The following is a 21,403-nucleotide window of genomic DNA, read 5'->3' on the forward strand; positions in this document are numbered from 1 at the left end:
CCCCCACAGATGAGGTCGAACATGCGCCTGCGATTGAAAGCTGACGGACGGATCGTCGAACTGCGCGACGGGGACGAAGTGCCGATCGTGCCGGAGATGCCGGCGGCGCCAGCCGTCGTGGCCGATCGCGGCAGCGATACCGAAGTGCGCAGCCTGCGCCGTCGCGCGCAATTGACCCAGACCGAATTCGCCGCGCGCCTCGGCGTGCCGGTCGAGACCATCCGCAACTGGGAGCAGGGCAAGCGCAGTCCGCGCGGTCCGGCGCGCGCCTTGCTCGCCGTCATCGCCCATGCGCCCGATACTGTATTCGCCGCACTCGCGCCGGCGGACGCCTGAGCGCGTCATCGACGCAAGCGTGACACCTCGAAAGGAGGGCGTCGTGCATTTCGTGGAAGCCAATGGGGCCCGCATTCCGGCGATCGGTCTCGGGACCTGGGAGTTGCGCGGCCGCGCCTGCGCCCGCACGGTCGAGCAGGCGATCAAGCTCGGTTATCGCCACATCGACACCGCACAGATCTATGACAACGAGCGCGATGTCGGCGAGGGCGTGCGCGCCTCGCATGTGGCGCGCAAGGAGATCTTCGTCACCACCAAAATCTGGACCACGCATTTCGCGCCCCACATGCTCGAACGCTCGGTGAAGGAAAGCCTGACCCGGCTGCGCATGACCGAGGTCGATCTCTTGCTGCTGCACTGGCCCAATCCGCAGGTGCCGCTGGAGGAAACGCTCGGCGCGCTCGCGCATGCCAGGCAGATGGGACTGACGAAGCATATCGGCGTGTCGAATTTCACGGTGGCGCTGATCGAGCAGGCGGTCGCGGCATGCGAGGCTCCGCTGGTCTGCGATCAGGTCGAGTATCATCCCTATCTCGACCAGACAAAGCTGCGCGCCGCCTGCGACGACAACGACCTCGCGCTGATCGCCTATAGTCCGATCGCACGCGGCAATGTGCGCGGCGACGAAACGCTGGCAGCGATCGGCAGGGCGCATGGCAAGAGCGCGGCGCAGGTCTGCCTGCGCTGGCTGCTGCAGCAGGGCGCCGCTGCCATTCCGCGCACTTCCAAGGTCGAGCGCCTATCCGAGAATATCGACGTGTTCGATTTCGTACTGTCCGATGACGAGATGGCGCGTGTGTCCGCGCTCGCGAGCCCGAACGGGCGGCTGACCAATTACGGTTTTGCGCCCGATTGGGACTAAAGCGTTTTCGAGCGAAGTGGACACCGGTTCGCGTGAAGAAAACGCGTCAGAACCGAAATACAGGCGCGGCCGGCAGTCGCCGGAAACCTCGATTTGCCGTATTGATCGCACAGACGACGGGGGCGCCTTCGCCCACCTGCATGCCCGCCAGCGGACACATCATGTTCTTCTATGCTTCCAAGATCCTCGGCTTTTTCACCCAGCCGTCCAATTTCATCGCTGCGCTTTGCGTGGTCGGATTGGCGCTGGTGCTGATGAACCGGCATCGTCTCGGCACCTGGCTGGTCACATCCGGCATCCTGTTGCTGCTGCTGTTCGGCTATTCGCCGCTGGCCAATGTGATGCTGCTGCCGCTCACCGAGCGCTTTCCGAAATGGCAGGATGACGGCCGCGCGCCCGATGGCGTCATCGTGCTCGGCGGCGCCATCGATTCAGACTCGTCGACGGCGCGTGGATCGTTGGAGATGAATGCGTCCGGCGAGCGCATCACTGCGATGCTCGAACTCGCGCATCGTTATCCGCAGGCGCGCATCGTCTTCACCGGCGGCGCCAGCAGCCTGATCGAACAGTCGCTGTCGGAAGCGCCGGTGGCCGGTGACGTACTGCGGCGTTTCGGTGTCGCCTCCGAGCGCGTGCTGCTCGAAACCGACTCCCGCACCACCGACGAGAATGCGAGCTTCACCGCCCGCATGGTGCATCCGAAACCCGGCGAACGCTGGCTGCTGGTGACCTCCGCCTGGCACATGCCGCGCTCGATCGGCGCCTTCCGCAAGGCCGGCTTCGATGTCGAGGCCTATCCGGTGGACTGGCGCACGCGCGGCTGGATCGATGCGGGCGAGACCTTCGATGCCGCCAGCCACGGTCTCGCCCGCAGCGATGTCGCGATGCATGAATGGGTGGGCCTGATCAGCTACCGTCTCGCCGGCCGCAGCAGCGAATGGCTGCCGGGGCCGAAGCGGTGATCACGCCGCCGGAACGAGTGTGATCCGTCCAGCTTCGCCACGTTTGCGGCGAGGGCGGATCGTGATCTCGATGTCTTGCTCGAACGTCGTCAGCATGCGCATCAGCCGCTCGACGGACGCCAGTTGCAATTGACCGCGTAGCAGCTTCGAGAGGTCGGGCTGCGACATGGCAATCAGTTTCGCGGCCGCCGTCTGCGTCATGTCACGCGCGGCGATCAGCCGTTTCAATTCGACAACGAGTGCTGCCTTTAGATGCAGTTCTTCGGCATCGGGCAGGCCCAGGTCGGCGAACACGTTGCCGGAGCCTCTTGTAAAAGCGGGTGAAGCTTTCTTGTTCGTCATCCGCGATCCCTGTTGTCCTTGTGAATATCCTCGGCGATGCGCAGGCGTTGCCTGATCATGTCGATATGTCGTTGCGGCGTGGCGATGCCGCTTGTCGATTTTTTCTGAAACGCGTGCAGGACGTACAAGATGCCTTCGAAACGTATCGTGTAGACCGCGCGATAGGTGTAGCCATCGTAGTTGTCACGAATTTCCAAAACCCCATTCATGCCTTTGAGTGGTTTGGCATTGTGAGGGTGAATGCCGAGCTGCGCGTCGAACAGCGCGACGCCGACGTCTCTGCGGACAGCCGCGGGGAAGGCCCGCAGATCCTTCTGGCTCGAGCCCACGAAGACGAGAGGTTTGACCCGACGCAGCGGATCGCTCACGTGTCTATGGTAATATAACCATAGGCGTGCGTCAACGAACGTAAAGGAAGGTGCAGGGGCGGTTACTCCGCCTTCGGCAGCCCCAGCCGGTAGACGCCGCGGAAATCTTCGGGATCCTCGACGGGCTTGCCCTTGCGATAGATCACCAGCTGGCCCGCCAGCGCGAGCGTCACGGCGGCGCGGCGGATCGGCGTCAGCAGCGCGTGCCAATCGCCTTCGGGGGCGATCAGGTGGGCGATCTCCGGCGCGCTCAGGCTCTTGCCGGGATCGCGGCCGAGAATGGCGAGGATGCGCTCGTCCACCGGGATCGCTTTCGGCTTCGGCTTTGGTGCCGCCGGCTTGGGTGCCGCCTTCGGCGATGTCGTGGGCTTCTTGGATGTCTTGCTGTCTGATTTGGCCATGCTCTGCCATGACCGATCGCACATCCGGACGCAAGCTGTGACATGGCGGTCATGGCGCGCGCGGGGCAGGGGCGTTAAGATCGCACCACTGGCGTCTGATGTCACAAGCGTCCCATGGAACCTCGAACTCTCATTCGCCTCGCGATCGCTGCGTCGGTGCTCGCCCATCTGGCCCTGGCTGCCGGCATCTATCTGGCCGATGCGCGCCCGATGGAGCCGCATCAGGACCATGTCAGCGTAGATCTGGTGACGCCGCAGGAACTGGCGGAGGCCGAGCAGAAGGCCGAGGAGGCCAAGTCCGAACCGGAGCCCGAGACAAAGCAGCCCGATCCAGAGAAGCCGGACTTCCGGCTGCCTGATCTGACCATCAAGCCGACGCTGGAAGAGCAGAAGACGCAGCCGGCGAGCGCCGCCGCGAAGCCGCCATCCGCGCCGCAGGAGACGCCGCCACAGCCCCAGAAGACGCCGTCACAGGCGCAGCCGTCGCCAGCACCCCAGCAGCCTCCGCCGCCGCAACAACAGGCGCAGCAGCCGCCGGCGTCCCAACCGTCACCTCCGCCGCCGGCCGCCCAGTCGCCGGCATCGCAACAGCCGCCCCAACAGCAGGCCGCTTTGCAGCCGCCGCCGGGCGCGCAGCCGCCTGCCGCACAGGTTCCGCCGCAGCCTGATCCCGACATCACCGTCAAATACGGTGTCATTCTCGGTTTGCCCGGTTTCGGCGGCGCGCCTGCCAGCGAGCAGGCCGACGTGGCGAAAGCCGACATCGCCGCCTTCCATCGCCATCTCAAAACCTGCCTGAAACTGCCGCCGAGCGTGGCGCGCAATGACGACGCCATGGTGAAGCTGCGTGCGGTGCTGTCGCCCGATGGCCGGCTCACCGCCGAGCCGACGGTGATCGAGGTGCGGCGCCCGGCCAAGGCCGCGCTGCTGCTGCAGGCGGCGAAGCAGGGGCTCGAAGCCTGCCAGCCCTATTCGATGCTGCCGGCGGACAAATACAACGAATGGCGCGTGCTCGACCTGCCATTCACGCCGCAGGATTTTGCGGGATAGCGGATCATTCACACGCGGATATCGCGCCTCTGGATCAGAGCCCGGCTTTTTCCTCGGCCAGCGTCTTTTTCACAGCCTCGATATCGTCGCCCATGGCGCGCCAGGCATTGGAGGCGAATTGCCGCCGCCAGGTCACGATCACCACCGCTGCGGTGGAGACGATGAACACCCACGGGCTGACGAACCAGCCGAGATAGCCGAGCGCGAAGAAGAAGGCGCGCTGGCCGCGGTTGAAGTGCCGTGCCGCGGCGCCGAACATCTGCGTCGTGCGCACCACATGCGATTCCGCTTCCGGCGTGTGGCGGTCGGCGGCGAACGGCATCGCGCCGAACAGGATCGCCACATAGTTGAACAGCCGATACGCCCAGGCGAATTTGAAGAACGCATAGACGAAGATCAGGATCAAGCCGAAGCACTTGATCTCCCACAGGCCCGCCGACGCATTGAAGCCGACGGGCAGGTTCGCCATGATCGGCATCACCTCATTGGTGGCGCGCAGCAGCGCCAGCGCGCCACCAATGGCGATCAGCGTGGTGGAGGCGAACCAGGCGGTGCCGTTCTGCAGCGAGGTCAGGATATGCGTATCGACGATGCGCGCCTCGCGCGACAGCATGCGGCGCATCCATACCTCGCGATAGGCATGCATCCGCGCCGACAGGCTGTTGCGGCCATATTTGCTGTGCTCCAGCGTATAGGCATAGGCCGCCCATTCCAGGATGAAGAAGCCCAGCGCAAACGCGTCGACCCAGGTATAATTCGGCATGCAGCACCCCCGAGTCTCTTAGCTCGTGTCTCAGCTTGCGGTCATGCCATCTCGCGAGCCATGCGGCAACGGTTCGCTGTGCCCAACTTGATTGCAGCGCTGCCCCGCGCATGGCATTTTGCACGCTTGGCAAGGAGCGGGTGATGTCGTTGAAGCTGGTCGTCGGTAACAAGAACTACTCGTCGTGGTCGATGCGCCCATGGGTTGCCCTCAAGGGCGCCGGCATCCCGTTCGAGGAAGTGTTCATCCCGCTCTATACGGACGCCGCCGACAAGCAGCGCATTCTGGACGTCACGCCATCCGGCAAGGTGCCGGCGCTGGTCGATGGCGACATCACCGTGTGGGATTCGCTGGCCATCATCGAATATGCCGCCGAGCGTTTTCCCGACGCGAAACTGTGGCCGCAGGAGGCGGCGCACCGCGCCCATGCGCGCGCGGTGTCGGCCGAAATGCATTCCGGCTTCATGCCGCTGCGCAACGAATGCGGCATGAACCTGCATCGCCCGGTAAAGGCGAAGGCGCTGTCGGACGATGCCAAGGCGAATATCGCGCGCATCGACGCAATCTGGTCGGACTGCCGCAAGCGCTATGGCGCTGCCGGTCCGTATCTGTTCGGCGCCTTCAGCGCGGCGGATGCGATGTTTGCGCCGGTGGTGCATCGTTTCCGCATCTACGCCATCGAGGTCTCGCCGGTCGCGCGGGCTTACATGGACACGATGCAGGCGAATCCGGCATTCCGGCAATGGACGGAGGAGGGGCTCGCCGAAACCCTCCTGATCCCGCGCTTCGAGGAAGAGTGATCGCACGGGCTGCGATCCGCTCTTGTTCTGCCGGATGTCGTCGCCATAACAACAGCATATTGCGGGTGCATGGCAGCCGCATCTTGTCCAGCCGACCTCGCGGGGATTTTTGAATGAACGCGGCGACTTCGCTCGATCACTTGTGGCGCTCGGCCTCGTTGCCGATGTGGCTCGCGCTCGCCGCCGCGGCGATTGTCGGTCTGGTCGTGCTGGTAACGATCTTGCGGGCCGAGAAGTCGGTCGCCAATGGCGTGCTGGCGCTGATCACGCTGCTTGCCATCGGTGTTGCCGCGGTGATCGCGCTGCGCGCGCCCGCGGCGGTGGAGCGTGCGGCGCCTGCTGTCGCTGTTGCGGCACCCGCGCAAGTCGCGAACACGCTGCCGGCGCTGTCATGCCTTGATGAACTCGCCGGCGAGATGGTGCTGGCCGCCTGCGAGAAATCGCTGTTCGCATCGCCCGATACGGTCGCAGCCGCCGTCGCACATGCAGCGGTATCGCTGGATCGGCTGAAAGCCCATGGTGACGTGAAGGCCGCCGACAGCGCGATGACGCCGGAACTGGCGGCCCTGCGCCGCTCGGTGGAGCGCGATCGCTATGGTCTGGTCGCCTATGTCCTGCAATCGCGCGACCGCTGCATGCCGGAAGCCTGCGCCGCCTATGCCTCGCTCGCCGATCACAAGCAGATCGCGTCGAACATGGAAGAGCGCGTCTATGAGGGGCTGGTGACGCGCTATGCGGCCGTGTGGAATGCAGCGCCGGCTGCGGCCGCCTTGACCGCCATTCCGGGCGGAGCAACCGCAGCGGCATCGGTAGCGGCATCGGTAGCGGGGCTGCCGGCATCGCTGCCCACGGGCAAGCCCACCAATGCCGAGTTCCCGTCGTCCTCGTCGATCCCGCCGATCTCGATCATGACCGATACGCCGGCACCGGCGCAGCGGTCCAATGCGCCGGCCGCGCCGCGTCCCGCAGCGAAGAAGCAGGCTGCACCGAAAGAGACCGCGCCTCCAGCGCCCCGTCCACAGGCCGCTGCCCCGGCGGCGCCCGTTCAGCTTGCGCCGGCGGCAGGGCAGGCGGATAACTGAGCGCATGCCCCTGCACCTTGTCAAACTCGCCGTCGGTTGTGAATCCATCGCCGATTTCAAAAGCTATCTGAGCGAGCGCATGCGCGCCGCCAAGGCACGCGGCGAGAAGCAGCAGCACATCCACATCACCCGCATGGTGCCGAAGCGCGATGCCGAACTGCTCGACGGCGGCTCGCTCTATTGGGTGATCCGCGGCGAGATCGCGCTGCGCGAGAAAATTCTCGCCATCGAACCGTTTCGCGACGGCGAGGGCATCAATCGCTGCCGGCTGATCATGGAGCCAAAACCCGTCACCGTCGCACCGCGCCCGCTGCGCCCGTTCCAGGGCTGGCGCTATCTCACCGACAAGGATGCGCCCCCCGATCTCGGCAAGGCCGCGGCCAGCATCGAAGCGATGCCCGAACCCATGCGCCGCGAATTGCGGGAATTGGGGTTGTTGTAGTCGGGGCAGGGTACGCGTGCGGCGGATGACGCGCGGAAGCGCGCAGTCTCCCTCCCCGGAGCGAAGCGAATGGGGAGGGTGGCGCGAAGCGCCGGGCTCGCCCCGGCGAAGCTCGAAGAGCGAAGACGGGGGGCTATCCCACGTGACGTCCTTCCGTGGGGAGAGACCCCACCCGTCTCAAAGCTCGCTGAACGCTCGCTTTGATCCACCCTCCCCAGTCGCTTCGCTCCGAGGAGGGAAAAGATCGGCGCGAAATCGTTCCTATTTCGTTCTTGACAAAATTCCCATTGCTGCTATTATCCCTCCGTCTTGTTCGCGAGGGGCGCTCTCATGAGGCGTCTTTGAGTGGGACAAGATGCGGCGCCTGCGGGTGGAGGAGGACGTATCCTTCACACTCGGGTGGTCGAGGGTAACCGTCCGGGCCCAATACGAGGCTCTGCCGCTAGCGTGGCTGGACGTGGTGCGGGCGAAGGCAGGGAAACCTGTCGGATAAATCCCTTGCGAGGGATTGCCCAGTACCCGGAAGAACGGTCCTTCGACTGAAACAACGTCGCGGTGGCGCGCCGTAAGGCGTTGCGCGGTTGCGGTTTCGCTGGCGATCCAGCGAGACGGACTGCGTCAAGTGCCACCCAAGTGCGCCTTACGGCGTGCTGCCTCCCCTCATGTCTTCGAGGGGAGAAATGCTCACACCTCGGACGCCTCAGGCGCCGCGAGAATGCGAAAGCGTGGCTGTTTGATAGGTTGAGCCAAGTCCAACACAATAAACTCTCAGCATCCGTTGTGTGCGTGTATCGAATTTGATACAGGAGGGGCGCGTGAACCCGATCAAATGCTGGGCAACAGCAAGGATGCCGTGAGAGCATTTCCCGCGGATGCGCGTTTCTCCGCCGGATATCAACTCGAGCGTCTTCAGCGCGGAGACGGGCCCGATGATTGGAAGCCGATGGCGGCCGTTGGCGCAGGCGTGCGAGAAATTCGCGTGAGGGAAGCATCCGGCGCGTTTCGTGTGATCTATCTCGCGACGATGCAGGATTGCGTGCTTGTTCTCCACGCGTTTCAGAAGAAGAGCCGCGCTACGCCGCACCGGGATATCGAGCTCGCAGCCCAGAGGCTGAAAAGATGGAAGGCCGCACAATGACGGGCAGGGCGATGAAGTCAGAGGTCTCCAGCAATGTCTGGGACGCGCTCGCTGACAATGAGCAGGAGGCCGCCAATCTAAAGGCGCGCTCGGCGCTGATGCATGCGGTTCGCAAGGCCGTCGAAAGCTGGGACATCCCGCAGGCGGAGGCTGCGCAACGGCTCGGGATGACCCGGCCGCGGCTGAACGATCTCTTGCGCGGCAAGCTGGCCAAATTCTCCCTGGATGCCTTGGTCAATATCGCAACCGCCGCGCGGCTGCGGATCGAGATCAAGGTCAGGAAGGCGGCTTGACCTCGGCCGCCTCGGCCATCAAGCCCACCAATTCCGGAAACACAGCTCTCCGCTTTTGTGAGAGCTCGCCAACCAGATTGGCAAACGTCTTTCCTGCAAGCACAAAACTCCATGCCGCTTCGACGCTCATTCCGCACTGTGAAATTTACATCCGCAGCGTGAAATGTTGTCGCTTGCCAAGCCTGTTTTGAACCTGCAGAAAAAACTGAACTGGGACGAAACACCAAGCGGAGAGACGATTGAGTATCAAGGGCAAGGCCTATATCGCGGGCATCTATGAGCATCCGACGCGGCACGCGCCGGACAAATCTCTCTGGCAACTGCATGCCGAAGTCGCCAAGGGCGCGCTCGAGGATGCGGGCCTGACGCACAAGGACGTCGATGGTCTCTTCATCGCCGGCGATGCGAATGGTGGCCTCTGGCCAATGACCGACTATCTCGGTCTCAAGCCGCGCTATGTGGATTCGACCGAAACCGGCGGCTGCTCCTACATCATCGCGCTCGGCCATGCCGCGCAGGCGATCGCGCTCGGCAAGTGCTCGGTGGCGCTGATTACGCTGGCCGGCAAGCCACGCACGATGCCGGCGACGCCGCGCGCGCAGGGCGCCGAAGCCGATTTCGAGACCGCCTATAACGCGACCACGCACAATGCCTATGGCATGGCCGCGATGCGCCACATGCACGATTACGGCACCACCTCCGAACAACTCGCCTGGATCAAGGTCGCCGCCTCGCATCACGCGCAATACAATCCGCATGCGATGCTCAAGGATGTCGTCACCGTCGAGGACGTGCTGAACTCGCCGATGATCTCCGATCCGCTGCGCCGCATGGATTGCTGCGTCGTCACCGATGGCGGCGGCGCGCTCATCGTCACCACCGAGGAAATCGCCAAGAGCCTGAAGAAGCCGCTGGTGCGCCTGATCGGCCACGGCGAAGCCATGAAGGGCCCGCGCGGCGGCAAGGATCTCGACCTCACTTATTCGGCCGGCGTGTGGTCCGGTCCGCGCGCCTTCGCGGAAGCGGGCGTGACGCCGCAGGACATGAAGTATGCGTCGATCTATGACTCGTTCACCATCACCGTGCTGATGCAGCTCGAGGATCTCGGCTTCTGCAAGAAGGGCGAGGGCGGCAAGTTCGTCGCCGACGGCAACCTGATCTCGGGCGTCGGCAAGCTGCCCTTCAACACCGATGGCGGCGGTCTGTGCAGCAACCACCCGATCAATCGCGGTGGCATGACCAAGATCCTGGAAGCCGTGCGCCAGCTGCGCGGCGAAGCCCATCCGAAGGTGCAGGTCCCCAATTGCGACCTCGCCATTGCTCACGGCACCGGCGGCCTGCTCGGCGTGCGCCATGCTGCCTCGACCGCCATTCTGGAGCGCGTGTGATTATGACTGAAGCCAAGAAGTATCCGACCCCGCAGGGCAATCCGGAAACGCAGCCGTTCTGGGATGCGGCGAAGGACGGCAAGTTCCTGATCAAGCGCTGCACCACCTGCGGCGACGCGCATTTCTTCCCGCGCTCGATCTGCCCGTTCTGCTTCTCCGACAAGACGGAGTGGGAGGAGTCATCGGGTGAAGCCGAGATCTACACCTACAGCCACATGCGCAAATCGGCGACCGGCCCTTACGTCATCGCCTATGTGACGCTGAAGGAGGGCCCGTCGATACAGACGAATATCGTCGATTGCGATCCGGCGAGATTGAAGATCGGCCAGAAGGTGAAGCTGGTGTGGAAGCCGACGGATGGCGCGCCGCTGCCATTCTTCACGCCGGCGTAAAACTCCAACTGTCGTCACCCGCGAAAGCGGGTGACCCAGTAAACACTGCAGTGTCAAAGATTACTGGATCGCCCGGTCAAGCCGGGCGATGACAGTGAGAGATCAAACAACCAACAAACAAAAAACCGGGAGCCAGCAATGCCTATCGTCTACGAAGAGCTGATGGCGATGAAGAATATCGGCCAGAAGTACAGCTGGACCGATCGCGACGTCATGCTCTACGCCTATGGCATCGGCATGGGCGCCGATCCCATGAACGAGACCGAACTCGCTTTCGTCAATGAAGGCACCTATACGCCGCGCCCTTTGAAGGTCGTGCCGACTTTCGCATCCGTCGCTGCATGGGGCTCGGGTCCCGGTGACATGAAGCTGAACCGCGTGATGGTCGTCGACGGCGAGCGCGACATCACTTTCCACAAGCCGATGCCGGTGGAAGCGAAGATCACCGCTGACTCCAGCGTGCTCGGCGTGTTCGACAAGGGCGCCGACAAGGGCGCGGTGATCCTGCACCAGACCATCCTGCGCGACGAGAAGGGCGATGCGCTCGCGACCCTCGTGGCCTCGCGCTTTGCTCGCGGCGATGGCGGTTTCGGCGGTCCGTCGGAAGGCCAGCCCGAAGCGCACAAGGTGCCGACCCGCGCGCCGGACAAGACCATCGACATCACCACGCGCCCGGATCAGGCGCTGGTCTATCGCCTCTGCGGCGATCGCAACCCGCTGCACTCGGATCCGGAATTCGCCAAGAAGGCCGGCTTCCCGCGTCCTATCCTGCACGGCATGTGCTCTTACGGCATCACCTGCCGCGGCGTGCTGCAGACCTTTGCCGACTACGATCCGTCCGCCTTCAAGCAGCACGGCGCACGCTTCTCCTCGCCGGTGTTCCCGGGCGAAACGGTGACCATGGATCTGTGGAAGGACGGCAACATCGTGTCCTTCGAAGCCAAGGTGAAGGACCGCGGCGTGACCGTGATCAAGAGCGGACGGACGGTGCTGGCGTAACCAGACACGCGATGTCATGCCCGGGCTTGACCCGGGCACCCAGCTTCGGCGTCGAGACAGGAAGATGGATGGCCGGATCAAGTCCGGCCATGACGGAGAACTAAGAAGACTAAAAACAAAACAGGGAGCAACGCCATGGGTCTTCTCGACGGCAAGGTTGCCATCATCACAGGTGCCGGCGGCGGCCTGGGTGAAGCCTACGCAAAGCTGTTCGCACGCGAGGGCGCGTCCGTGGTCGTCAACGATCTCGGCGGCCCGCGCGACGGCACCGGCTCCGATCTCTCCATGGCGCAGCAGGTGGTCGATGCGGTCACCAAAGCCGGCGGCAAGGCCATTGCCAACGGCGCCGATATCTCCACCATCGCAGGCGGCCAGTCGGTGTTCGACGACGCCATCAAGGCGTTCGGCAAGGTCGATATTCTCGTCAACAATGCCGGCATCCTACGCGACCAGAGCTTTGCAAAATCCACTGAAGAAGCCTGGGACAAGGTCGTGAAGGTGCATCTCAAGGGCACCTATTGCGTCACCAAGCCCGTCTTCAACTTCATGCGCGACCATGGCGGCGGCGTCATCGTCAACACGTCGTCCACCTCGGGCCTGATAGGCAATTTCGGCCAGAGCAATTATGGCGCTGCGAAGGGCGGCATCTGGGGGCTTTCCAATGTGCTCGCCATCGAGGGCCGCAAATACGGCATCCGCATCTGGACGCTGTCGCCGGGCGCGCTGACGCGCATGACCGCCGATCTGCCGCGCTATATCGAAAATCCCGGCGCCGCGCTCGATGCCGACGGCATCGCGCCGGCGGTGCTGTACATGGTCAGCGATCTCTCAGGCGACCAGACCGGCAAGGTGCTCGGCGTCTCCGGCCCGCGCGGCGTGCGCGAGATGAAGATGATGGAAATGGAAGGCTGGAAGCCACCATTGGACAAACCGTGGAGCGCGCAAGATATCGCGACCCATGCGGCCGAAATCTTCTTTTCGGACGAGGACAGCAAGCACGGCGCTCGCCGGTTCTAGGCGCGGCGAGGGGGCGGACAACGCCTCATTTTAGGGCTAGAGTGACGGCGATTTCAAACAGAGGCCTATGATGAAACTGACGTCCAAAGCTGCCGGTACCTTCGCCATCGCGCCGACCCCGTTTTTCGACGACGGCCGCATCGATGACAAATCCATCGACAGCCTGATCGATTTCTACGCCTCGATCGGCTGCGACGGCGTCACCGTGCTGGGCATTCTCGGTGAGGCGCCGAAGCTGGAAAGCGCGGAGTCCGAAAGCGTGGCGACCCGCTTCATCAAGCGCGCCGGCGACAGGCTGCAGATCATCGTCGGCGTCTCCGCGCCGGGCTTTGCCGCCATGCGCTCGCTGGCACTGAAGTCGATGGATGCGGGTGCTGCGGCCGTCATGATCGCCCCGCCGCCGCATCTGCGCACCGACGACCAGATCAACACCTATTTCAAGCAGGCAACAGAAGCCATCGGCGAGGACGTGCCTTGGGTGCTGCAGGACTATCCGCTGACCCTGAACGTGATCATGACGAATGCCGTGATCCGCAAGATCGTCATGGATTCCAAGTCCTGCGTGATGCTCAAGCATGAGGACTGGCCGGGGCTGGAGAAGATCACCGCGCTGCGCGGCTTCCAGAAGGACGGTTCGCTGCGTGAGCTGTCGATCCTGACCGGCAATGGCGGGACTTTCCTGGATTTCGAAATGGAGCGCGGGGCCGATGGCGCCATGACCGGCTATGCCTTCCCGGAAATGCTGATCGACGTGGTCAACCTCTCCAAGAAGGGCGAGCGCGACAAGGCGCATGACCTGTTCGACGCCCATCTGCCGCTGGTGCGCTATGAGCAGCAGCCTGGGGTGGGCCTGTCCGTTCGCAAATACGTACTGCAAAAGCGCGGCATCATCGCTTCCGCGGCACAGCGCAAGCCCGGCCCGGTGCTCTCGGCGCCGGCCAAGGCAGAGGTGGATTACCTGCTGTCGCGCGTGGCGCGCTTCGACAAGCGTGCGCGGATCGAAAATTAAAAAGACATTTGCAGGACGGGTTGTCGCGAAGCGGCACCCGTCCTACATGCCCTACAAAAAAACAGGCATCAGAGAATGCCGAGAGGGAGACCCACCCCATGCCCCCGAGCCCGGCACCGTCCGCCCCGCTTCGACGATCCTTCTGCTCCGGAAGGGCGAGACCGATCCTATCGATGTCTTCATGATGGTTCGGCATTATCAGATCGAATTCGCATCGGGCGCATTGGTGTTTCCCGGCGGCAGCGTCGATGCTGGCGATCACGAGATCGCCAAGCGGCCGGAGCTGCATGACGGCGGCGACCATCTCGATGCCGAGGCGCTGGCCTTTCGCATCGCTGCCATCCGCGAGACGTTTGAGGAAAGCCGTATCCTGCTCGCTAGGCCACACGGATCGAAAGAGCTGATCGCTGCGACCAAAGCGAGTGCGATTGCCGATCAGCATCGCGATGCGCTGAACGAAGGCAAGGTCAAGTTCGCCGATATCATTGCCGAGAACGATCTGGAACTGGCGGTCGATCTGCTCGTGCCCTATGCGCACTGGATCACGCCCGAGGGCATGAAGAAGCGTTTCGACACCTGGTTCTTTCTCGCCGAGGCGCCGCCCGAACAGGTTGGGATGCATGACGGCAAGGAGTCCACGGACTCGATCTGGCTGTCGCCACGCGAAGCGCTGGAGGGCGGTGAGTCCGGTCGCTTCACGCTGCCGTTTCCGACGACGCGCAACCTGATCAAGCTCGGCAAGCAGGGCGGCGTGGCTGCGGCACTGGACGATGCGCGGGCGAGCAAGGTCGTGAGCGTCACCCCGATCGTGACCCGCGACGGCGACAAGCGCCAGCTGCGGATTCCGATCGAGGCGGGCTATGACGGCGAAATGTTCGAACTGACCGGCGCGCCGTAGTACTTCGTCATTGCGAGCGTAGCGAAGCAATCCAGTTCTCAATCGCGGCCCTGGATTGCTTTGTCGCTTCGCTCCTCGCAATGACGGTTAGCCTGCTTTCGCCTGAACGTTCGCATTCTCCCAATAAGGGCGTCGCAATTCGCGCTTCAGCACCTTTCCGGCGCCGGAGAGCGGGAACGCCTCGCTGCGCACATCGACCGTCCGCGGGCATTTGTAGCCCGCGATGCGATCCCGGCAGAACGCGATGATCTCGGCCGCATTCACCTGCGCATCCGGCTTCGGGATCACGAAGGCATGCACGGTCTCGCCCCAATGCGGATCAGGGATGCCGATCACCGCGCATTGTGCGACGGCCGGATGCTGGGTGATCGTGTTCTCGACCTCGATGGAATAGACGTTCTCGCCGCCGGAGATGATCATGTCCTTCATGCGGTCGACGAGATAGATATAGCCTTCCTCGTCCATATAGCCGCCGTCGCCGGTATGCATCCAGCCGTCGATGACTGCCTTGGCGGTTTCTTCCGGACGTTCCCAATAGCCCATCATCACATTCTGGCCGCGTACGGCGACTTCGCCGACGGTGCCGTGCGGGACGGGCTTACGGTCATCGCCGACAATGCGTGCCTCGCAGCCGATCGCCGCGCGGCCGCAGGCGCGCAGCCGGTTCTTCGCTGCGGATGCTTCGCTGTAGTGCTGCTCCCACGGCAGATGTGTTGCCAGCGGAGACAGTTCCGTCATGCCGTAAAGCTGATGGAATTCGGCATTGGGCAGGCCCTTCATCGCGCGCTTCAATAGCGCTTCGTTGATCGGGGACGCGCCGTACATCAGCTGCTTAAGGGATGACAGGTCGTAATCCGCAAACGAGGGGTGATCGACCAGCATCTGGATCATGGTCGGCACGATCAGTGTCGCGCTGACTTTCTCGTTGGCGATTGCCTGCATCACCAATTCGGGATTGAAAGTCCGCACGATCACATTGGTGCCGCCATTGGCGAGCGACGTGAACATGGCGCCGCCATTGGCGACATGAAACATCGGGGCCGCATTGAGATAGATCGACCCGACCGGGATCAGGCCTTCGCTCATCATGTGCAGCGAGTTGCTCATGATATTGCCATGGCTCAGCATGACGCCCTTGGAGCGTCCCGTCGTGCCGCCAGTGTAGAAGATGCCGGCAAGCTCCTCGCGGCCGCGCATCGCATCAGCTACGGGCGCGCTGGTCTCGACGAGTTTATCGTAATTATGCGCCTCCTCCGGACCGGCATCGTCATCGGCATAGATCAGGGTCAGCTTGGCGTCCCTTGCCAGCTCAAGTCCCATGGCGGCGAAGGCACTGTCGACGACGATGGCGGAAGCCCGGCAATCGAGCAGGGAATCGAGGATTTCCGCCTGGCTCCAGCGTGTATTGGTGGGTACGATCACGGCGCCGGCCCAGGCGATGCCGAGATAGAGTTCGAAATAGCGATCGGAATTCTGCATCAGCACGGCCACGCGATCATTGTGCTGGATGCCGAGCTTGTGCAGGCCGCCTGCAAGCCGCGCCACGCGGTCGCCGACCTCGCGCCATGTGCGGCGGCGCTCGCCATCAATGGTGGCGATGATGCTCGGATCGGTCTGCAACACGCGGCGCAGGCCCTGGGTGATATTCATGGCATTCCCTCTCGCTATCCGGATGCTGAACGCATCTCTGCTGTGTCGCCAGTGATCATAAACACGGCGAAAACATGAGCAAGCATCGCGATGCCGTGCAGCATCCGCGGTGCAACGCAAAACTACATTTGTGCAGATTAGATGCGTTCTGATCTGTTGACGACACACGCACAGGGCGTAACAATCGCGCAGGCCCGTGAGAGGCCATTGGGAGTGAAACGCATGAGAGAACCTGCTCGCCGGGATGCTTCGACGCGTCCGAACAACAGCGACACGCTCATTTCAACAACGACAATCTCGATAACACGAACCTTCTGGCGCAGTGCTTCGCTCGCCATCGCGCTTGGCATGACGCTGGGCGGCGGCGCTGCGGTCGCGCAGACCAAAGGCTCGCCTGAGCATATCAAGTCGGCTGTGGGCGCCGTTGATAGTGCTTCGATCAAGGCCAATACGGCGACGTCGAAGGATTGGCCGACCTACGGCCTGGATTACGCCGAGACGCGCTTCAGCAAGCTCGACCAGATCAATGCGTCCAACGTCAAGGATATCGGCTTGATGTGGACCTATAGCCTGGAATCCATCCGTGGCGTCGAGGCGACGCCTCTGGTGGTGGATGGCATCATGTATGTCTCGGCGCCATGGAGCATCGTCCATGCCGTTGATACCCGCACCGGCAAGCGGTTGTGGACCTTCGATCCCGGCGTCGATCGCGAGAAGGGCTATCGTGGCTGCTGCGACGTCGTGAATCGGGGTGTCGCGCTATACAAGGGCAAGGTGTTTGTGGGCGCCTATGACGGCCGCCTGATCGCCATCGATGCCGCGTCCGGACAGAAGGTCTGGGAAAAGGACACGATCACCGATCGCAAGATGTCCTACACCATCACCGGCGCGCCGCGCGTGTTCAACGGCAAGGTGGTGATCGGCAATGGCGGCGCCGAATATGGCGTGCGCGGATACGTCACCGCCTATGATGCGGAGACCGGCGACCAGAAGTGGCGCTGGTTCACGGTGCCTGGCGACCCGTCAAAACCGTTCGAGGACGGGTCGATGGAGGCGGCCGCCAAGACGTGGGATCCCGCCGGCAAATACTGGGTCAGCGGCGGCGGCGGCACCGCCTGGGATACGATCACCTTCGATCCCGATCTCAATATGGTCTATATCGGCACCGGAAACGGCTCGCCGTGGAATCGCAACATCCGCAGCCCGGCCGGCGGCGATAATCTCTATCTCGGCTCCATCGTCGCGCTGAATGCGGAGACCGGAAAATATATCTGGCACTATCAGGAAACGCCCGGCGACAATTGGGACTACACATCGACCCAGCCGATGATCCTGGCGGACATCACGATCGATAACCAGCCGCGCAAGGTGGTGCTGCACGCGCCGAAAAACGGCTTCTTCTTCGTCATCGATCGCACCAACGGCAAATACATCTCGGCGAAGAATTTCGTCGATGTGAACTGGGCGACCGGCTACGACGCCAGTGGCCGGCCGATCGAGGTGCCGGAAGCGCGTACGCCCGACAAATCCTTCGACAGCATCCCCGGACCATTCGGTGCGCATAACTGGCATCCGATGTCGTTCAATCCGCAAACGGGTCTCGTCTATCTGCCGGCGCAGGGCGTGCCGCTGAACCTCACGGGCGAGAAGAAGTTCGTGCAGAACGATCCCGGGCCGTTCAAATATGCAGCCACAACGGGTTGGAATATCGGCTTCACGCTGAATACCGAGCCACCGAAGAACCTGCCATTCGGTCGTCTCATCGCCTGGGATCCGGTGAAGCAGAAGGAAGCCTGGCGCGCTGAATACGTTGCGCCATGGAATGGCGGCACGCTGACCACGGCCGGCAATCTTGTCTTCCAGGGCACGGCAGATGGACGCTTCGTCGCCTACAACGCCAAGACCGGCGAGAAGCTGTGGGAGACGCCGGTCGGCACGGGAGCCGTCGCGGCACCATCGACCTATGAGGTGGATGGCAAACAGTATGTCTCCATCGCGGTCGGCTGGGGCGGCGTGTTCGGCATCACCCAGCGCGCGACGGATCGGGAAGGGCCGGGCACGGTCTACACCTTCGCTGTGGGCGGCAAGGCGCCGCTGCCGGCCTTCACCAAGTACCAGATCGGCAATCTGCTGAAGGGCGTGAAATACGACCCGAAGGACGTGCCGGACGGGACGGCAATCTATGTCAGCGCCTGTGCGTCGTGCCACGGCGTGCCGGGCGTGGACAAGGGCGGCAACGTGCCTAATCTCGGCTATTCGGCGCCGGAGACCATCACCAACCTGAAGGACATCGTCTTCGGTGGACCGTTCAAGGATAAGGGCATGCCTGATTTTACCGGCAAGCTGACCGAGGCGGACCTGACGAAGATCCAGGCGTTCATTCAGGGGACCGCCGACGCGATCCGGCCCAAGTAAACCACAACAGAAACCATGCCGGGCGGTTCGTGCTCATTGCGCCGTCCGGCATGTTCCCTGACAGCTCCAAGTCGGGATATATTGGCGTGGTCTGGAGTACGGTCCATAAACCATGCCTTCTGCCTTTGCGGCGTTCTTTGACAGGGTCCGGTCGTCGTCACTGTCGATCGGCCAGTTGACCTTTGGCGGATTCCTGCTGGTGCTGACCGTGATCCTCATCACCAGCATCGCCAGTGTCGTCGCCATACGTCATATCGATGTGACATTTGCCGAGCTGCAGCGTTTGCAGACGGTGGGCGATATCGCCGAGGACATCGATCGCGGTCTCAGCAGTCTTCGCCTGGCCGCGCGCGACTACGTCACGGACCCGAGCGCGCAGCCGGAAAAGGTGTCTGAGGCGGCAGCGGCGCTTGGCGATCTCCTGAACAAGACCCGACTTGAACTGGCGCCAGAACAACGCGCCATGATCGATGGCGTCGATGCGCGACTAACCCGTTACCGGCAGGGGATCGAGCGCATCACGGTCTTGATTGCCCGTCGCACCGAGTTGCTCGGGACCTTGCCAGCCTTGCGCGAGGCGTTCGAGAACTCGATCCCGGACATTACCAATCAGGTGGCGGCGAAGAACATGTTCCGCGCGCAGAACGAAATCGCCGCGGCGCTGCTCGCCCGCGATCCCGTTCGCGCCGAACAGGCCGCCTTGAACATGCGCGCGCTTCCGATCAACACGCCGGCGATGCGCGCTGCGGCCGATGCCTATGCCGACGCGATCGTCGCGGTCTCGACGACGGAACGCGAAATTGGAAATCTCGACCGCGATGTTCTCGGCACCGACGGACGCCAGATTGGCCTGGTCACTGAATTCCTGCGCGACCTCAGCGATCGGCGCGGTCACGTGCTGTCGCGCGAATTTGCTCAAACCTTGACCGAAGCGCGCTGGCAGAGCATCGCGTTGGGCGTCTCGGGCGTCGTTGTCGGCCTGTTGGCCGCGCTGTTCGTGGTGCGTCGCATCGTGCGGCCATTGAAATCGATCGCGCGCGCCATCCGGGCATTGGCTGGCGGTGTTCAACACACCGCCATTCCCGCCACTGCGCTGAACAATGAGATCGGCGACATTGCGCGTGCAGCGGAAGTGTTTCGCAAGACGCTGGTCGAGGCGGACGCCGCGCGCGAAGCCGCCGTCCACGCGCTCGCCGAACAGCGTCTGGCAGAAGAGAGCTATCGCAAGCTGTTCGAAGGATCGATCGACGGCATCTATGTCACGACGCCTTCCGGCGCGCTGCTCAACGCCAATCCGGCGCTGGCGCGCATGATGGGGTTCGACACGCCGGACGATCTGATCCGCGCCACACTGGATATTTCAAAGAATATCTATGTCGATCCCACGGCGCGGGTGGAGTATCAGCGCCGCATGGAACGCGACGGCATGGTGCGCGAGTTCGAGTATCAAGTCTATCAACGTGAACAGACGATTCTGTGGCTGTCGGACAGCGCCACGGTCGTTCGCGACGATCTCGGCGCTGTGGTCCGTTATGAGGGCACGGTTCGCGACATCACCAATCAGAAACGCGCCGAGGAAGCGGTTCGCGAAGGGCGGCGGTTGCTGCAGCAGGTCATCGACACCGTCCCGGCCGTGATCAACGTGAAAGATACTGATCTCCGCTACGTGTTGATGAACCGATACATGGCCGGCATTTTCGGGATAGAACCGGGCGAGGCGATCGGCCAGACCACCCGCGAATTGATGGCGCGCTACGGTGCGGAAAAGACCGACGCGAATGACAAACGGGTCCTCGCCACGCGTGACGGGCTCGGTTTCTATGAGGAAGAGTATCGTGACGCGTCCGGCGTGATGCGGCAGTGGCTCGTCAACAAGCTGCCGCTGCTACAGGCCAATGGCGAGATCGAGAATATCGTCACGGTGGCGCTGGATATCGGTGAGCGCAAACGTAGCGAGCACGAGATGCGGAAGGCGCGCGATGCGGCTGAATCTGCGTTGCGCAATCTTCGGGACACGCAGAACTCCCTGATCGAGGCAGAGAAACTTGCGGCGCTTGGCCGTCTGGTCGCCGGTGTGGCCCACGAGGTCAACAATCCCGTCGGCATCGGCCTGACCGTGGCGTCGTCGCTCGAGCGTCGGGTGGCGCGATTCAGCGAAGAGGTGGCGCGCGGGGATCTCAGGCGTTCCTCTCTGAATGAATTTGTCGAGGCGAACCGTGATGCAGCGTCGCAGCTGGTCTCCAATCTCAACCGGGCAGCCGAACTCATCCAGTCCTTCAAGCAGGTTGCCGCCGACCGTAACTATTCAGATCAGCGCGTCTTCGATCTGGCCGACCTGACCGAGCAGGTGGTAATGAGCCTGAAGCCCGGTTTGCGCAAACAGAAACTGACGCTGACCGTCGATTGCAGACCGAACCTGACGATGAACAGTTATCCCGGCCCCTATGGTCAGGTGCTAACGAATTTGCTGCTCAACTCCGTGGCCCACGCCTTTCCGGACGGCAATGGCGGCGCGGTGGAAATCAAGGTGCAGGATTCCGGGGAGGATCATGTCGAGATCCTGTTCTCCGACAACGGTGTCGGCATGACACCGGAAGTGCGACGGCGCGCATTCGATCCGTTCTTCACCACGCGGCGTGACCAGGGCGGGACCGGACTGGGCCTGCACATTGTCTACAGTATCGTGACAAGCCGGCTTGGCGGACGTCTGCATCTGCATTCGGAGCCCGGGGAGGGCACACGCATCCAGATCATCCTGCCACGCAATGCGCCGCTCGAAATGGCTGCAGAGTAAAA

General features: G+C 62.9%; 23 protein-coding genes. 17 read left to right on the forward strand and 6 right to left on the reverse strand.

Annotated features, from left to right (window positions below):
• Positions 1-21: 21 nt before the first annotated feature.
• The 3 genes from RPMA_RS12155 to RPMA_RS12165 all read left to right on the forward strand — a co-directional run bounded on the left by RPMA_RS12155 (position 22) and on the right by RPMA_RS12165 (position 2,160).
• The gene (locus RPMA_RS12155; protein ID WP_211913034.1) at positions 22-336 is read left to right on the forward strand and encodes a helix-turn-helix domain-containing protein; all 315 of its coding nucleotides are present in this window, start codon (positions 22-24) and stop codon (positions 334-336) included.
• A 43-nt stretch (positions 337-379) separates the two neighbouring features.
• A complete protein-coding gene (locus tag RPMA_RS12160) occupies positions 380-1,198 on the forward strand; it encodes an aldo/keto reductase (protein ID WP_211913626.1) in 819 nt (272 codons plus the stop codon).
• Positions 1,199-1,359: 161 nt separating this feature from the next.
• Positions 1,360-2,160, forward strand: a complete 801-nt coding sequence (locus RPMA_RS12165) for a YdcF family protein (RefSeq protein WP_211913035.1) — start codon at positions 1,360-1,362, stop codon at positions 2,158-2,160.
• On the opposite strand, the gene RPMA_RS12170 is transcribed toward RPMA_RS12165, so the two are convergent.
• The 3 genes from RPMA_RS12170 to RPMA_RS12180 form a co-directional block, all read right to left on the reverse strand.
• Positions 2,161-2,502 (reverse strand): helix-turn-helix domain-containing protein, encoded by a 342-nt coding sequence (locus RPMA_RS12170; protein ID WP_211913036.1) that lies wholly within the window; start codon positions 2,500-2,502, stop codon positions 2,161-2,163.
• The gene (locus RPMA_RS12175; protein ID WP_211913037.1) at positions 2,499-2,870 is read right to left on the reverse strand and encodes a type II toxin-antitoxin system RelE/ParE family toxin; all 372 of its coding nucleotides are present in this window, start codon (positions 2,868-2,870) and stop codon (positions 2,499-2,501) included. Before RPMA_RS12175 ends, RPMA_RS12170 begins: the two co-directional genes overlap by 4 nt.
• 62 nt (positions 2,871-2,932) lie before the next feature.
• Positions 2,933-3,271, reverse strand: a complete 339-nt coding sequence (locus RPMA_RS12180; protein ID WP_211913038.1) for a DUF3253 domain-containing protein — start codon at positions 3,269-3,271, stop codon at positions 2,933-2,935.
• Positions 3,272-3,385: 114 nt separating this feature from the next.
• Between RPMA_RS12180 and RPMA_RS12185 the strand changes: the two genes are divergently transcribed.
• Entirely contained in the window at positions 3,386-4,321 is a 936-nt protein-coding gene (locus RPMA_RS12185) for a hypothetical protein (RefSeq protein ID WP_211913039.1), read from the forward strand.
• Between the two features lie 34 nt (positions 4,322-4,355).
• Here RPMA_RS12185 and RPMA_RS12190 read toward each other — a convergent pair whose 3' ends face one another.
• Complete coding sequence (locus RPMA_RS12190) at positions 4,356-5,084, reverse strand: DUF599 domain-containing protein (protein WP_211913040.1); 729 nt, start codon at positions 5,082-5,084, stop codon at positions 4,356-4,358.
• 143 nt (positions 5,085-5,227) lie between these two features.
• On the opposite strand from RPMA_RS12190, the gene RPMA_RS12195 reads away from it, so the two are divergent.
• The 5 genes from RPMA_RS12195 (at position 5,228) to RPMA_RS12215 (ending at position 8,839) form a co-directional block, all read left to right on the forward strand.
• Positions 5,228-5,884, forward strand: a complete 657-nt coding sequence (locus RPMA_RS12195; RefSeq protein WP_211913041.1) for a glutathione S-transferase family protein — start codon at positions 5,228-5,230, stop codon at positions 5,882-5,884.
• Between the two features lie 113 nt (positions 5,885-5,997).
• On the forward strand, positions 5,998-6,966 hold the full coding sequence (locus tag RPMA_RS12200; RefSeq protein ID WP_211913042.1) for a hypothetical protein: 969 nt from the start codon (positions 5,998-6,000) through the stop codon (positions 6,964-6,966).
• 4 nt (positions 6,967-6,970) lie between these two features.
• Positions 6,971-7,408 (forward strand): DUF1489 family protein, encoded by a 438-nt coding sequence (locus tag RPMA_RS12205; protein ID WP_211913043.1) that lies wholly within the window; start codon positions 6,971-6,973, stop codon positions 7,406-7,408.
• Between the two features lie 829 nt (positions 7,409-8,237).
• A complete protein-coding gene (locus tag RPMA_RS12210) occupies positions 8,238-8,546 on the forward strand; it encodes a type II toxin-antitoxin system RelE/ParE family toxin (protein WP_211913044.1) in 309 nt (102 codons plus the stop codon).
• 11 nt (positions 8,547-8,557) lie between these two features.
• Complete coding sequence (locus tag RPMA_RS12215; protein ID WP_211913627.1) at positions 8,558-8,839, forward strand: helix-turn-helix domain-containing protein; 282 nt, start codon at positions 8,558-8,560, stop codon at positions 8,837-8,839.
• On the opposite strand, the gene RPMA_RS12220 is transcribed toward RPMA_RS12215, so the two are convergent.
• Positions 8,823-8,969, reverse strand: coding sequence for a hypothetical protein (locus RPMA_RS12220; protein WP_211913045.1), 147 nt, complete (start codon positions 8,967-8,969; stop codon positions 8,823-8,825). The genes RPMA_RS12215 and RPMA_RS12220 overlap by 17 nt on opposite strands.
• Positions 8,970-9,078: 109 nt before the next feature.
• Here RPMA_RS12220 and RPMA_RS12225 point away from each other — a divergent pair, with 109 nt between their 5' ends.
• The 6 genes from RPMA_RS12225 (at position 9,079) to RPMA_RS12250 (ending at position 14,542) form a co-directional block, all read left to right on the forward strand.
• Complete coding sequence (locus RPMA_RS12225; protein WP_211913046.1) at positions 9,079-10,227, forward strand: thiolase domain-containing protein; 1,149 nt, start codon at positions 9,079-9,081, stop codon at positions 10,225-10,227.
• Between the two features lie 2 nt (positions 10,228-10,229).
• Positions 10,230-10,619, forward strand: coding sequence for a Zn-ribbon domain-containing OB-fold protein (locus RPMA_RS12230; protein ID WP_211913047.1), 390 nt, complete (start codon positions 10,230-10,232; stop codon positions 10,617-10,619).
• Positions 10,620-10,757: 138 nt separating this feature from the next.
• Positions 10,758-11,618 (forward strand): MaoC/PaaZ C-terminal domain-containing protein, encoded by an 861-nt coding sequence (locus RPMA_RS12235; RefSeq protein WP_211913048.1) that lies wholly within the window; start codon positions 10,758-10,760, stop codon positions 11,616-11,618.
• A 135-nt stretch (positions 11,619-11,753) separates the two neighbouring features.
• Complete coding sequence (locus RPMA_RS12240) at positions 11,754-12,635, forward strand: SDR family oxidoreductase (RefSeq protein WP_211913049.1); 882 nt, start codon at positions 11,754-11,756, stop codon at positions 12,633-12,635.
• Positions 12,636-12,705: 70 nt separating this feature from the next.
• On the forward strand, positions 12,706-13,644 hold the full coding sequence (locus RPMA_RS12245) for a dihydrodipicolinate synthase family protein (RefSeq protein ID WP_211913050.1): 939 nt from the start codon (positions 12,706-12,708) through the stop codon (positions 13,642-13,644).
• A gap of 46 nt (positions 13,645-13,690) precedes the next feature.
• Positions 13,691-14,542, forward strand: a complete 852-nt coding sequence (locus tag RPMA_RS12250; protein WP_408056524.1) for an NUDIX hydrolase — start codon at positions 13,691-13,693, stop codon at positions 14,540-14,542.
• An 87-nt stretch (positions 14,543-14,629) separates the two neighbouring features.
• Here RPMA_RS12250 and RPMA_RS12255 read toward each other — a convergent pair whose 3' ends face one another.
• On the reverse strand, positions 14,630-16,192 hold the full coding sequence (locus RPMA_RS12255) for a long-chain-fatty-acid--CoA ligase (protein ID WP_211913051.1): 1,563 nt from the start codon (positions 16,190-16,192) through the stop codon (positions 14,630-14,632).
• Between the two features lie 348 nt (positions 16,193-16,540).
• Here RPMA_RS12255 and RPMA_RS12260 point away from each other — a divergent pair, with 348 nt between their 5' ends.
• Both RPMA_RS12260 and RPMA_RS12265 read left to right on the forward strand, forming a co-directional pair.
• The gene (locus tag RPMA_RS12260) at positions 16,541-18,607 is read left to right on the forward strand and encodes a PQQ-dependent dehydrogenase, methanol/ethanol family (protein WP_211913629.1); all 2,067 of its coding nucleotides are present in this window, start codon (positions 16,541-16,543) and stop codon (positions 18,605-18,607) included.
• 112 nt (positions 18,608-18,719) lie between these two features.
• Complete coding sequence (locus RPMA_RS12265) at positions 18,720-21,401, forward strand: PAS domain S-box protein (protein WP_211913052.1); 2,682 nt, start codon at positions 18,720-18,722, stop codon at positions 21,399-21,401.
• Positions 21,402-21,403: the final 2 nt, after the last annotated feature.

This window comes from Tardiphaga alba (genome assembly GCF_018279705.1).
Lineage (GTDB): Bacteria > Pseudomonadota > Alphaproteobacteria > Rhizobiales > Xanthobacteraceae > Tardiphaga > Tardiphaga alba.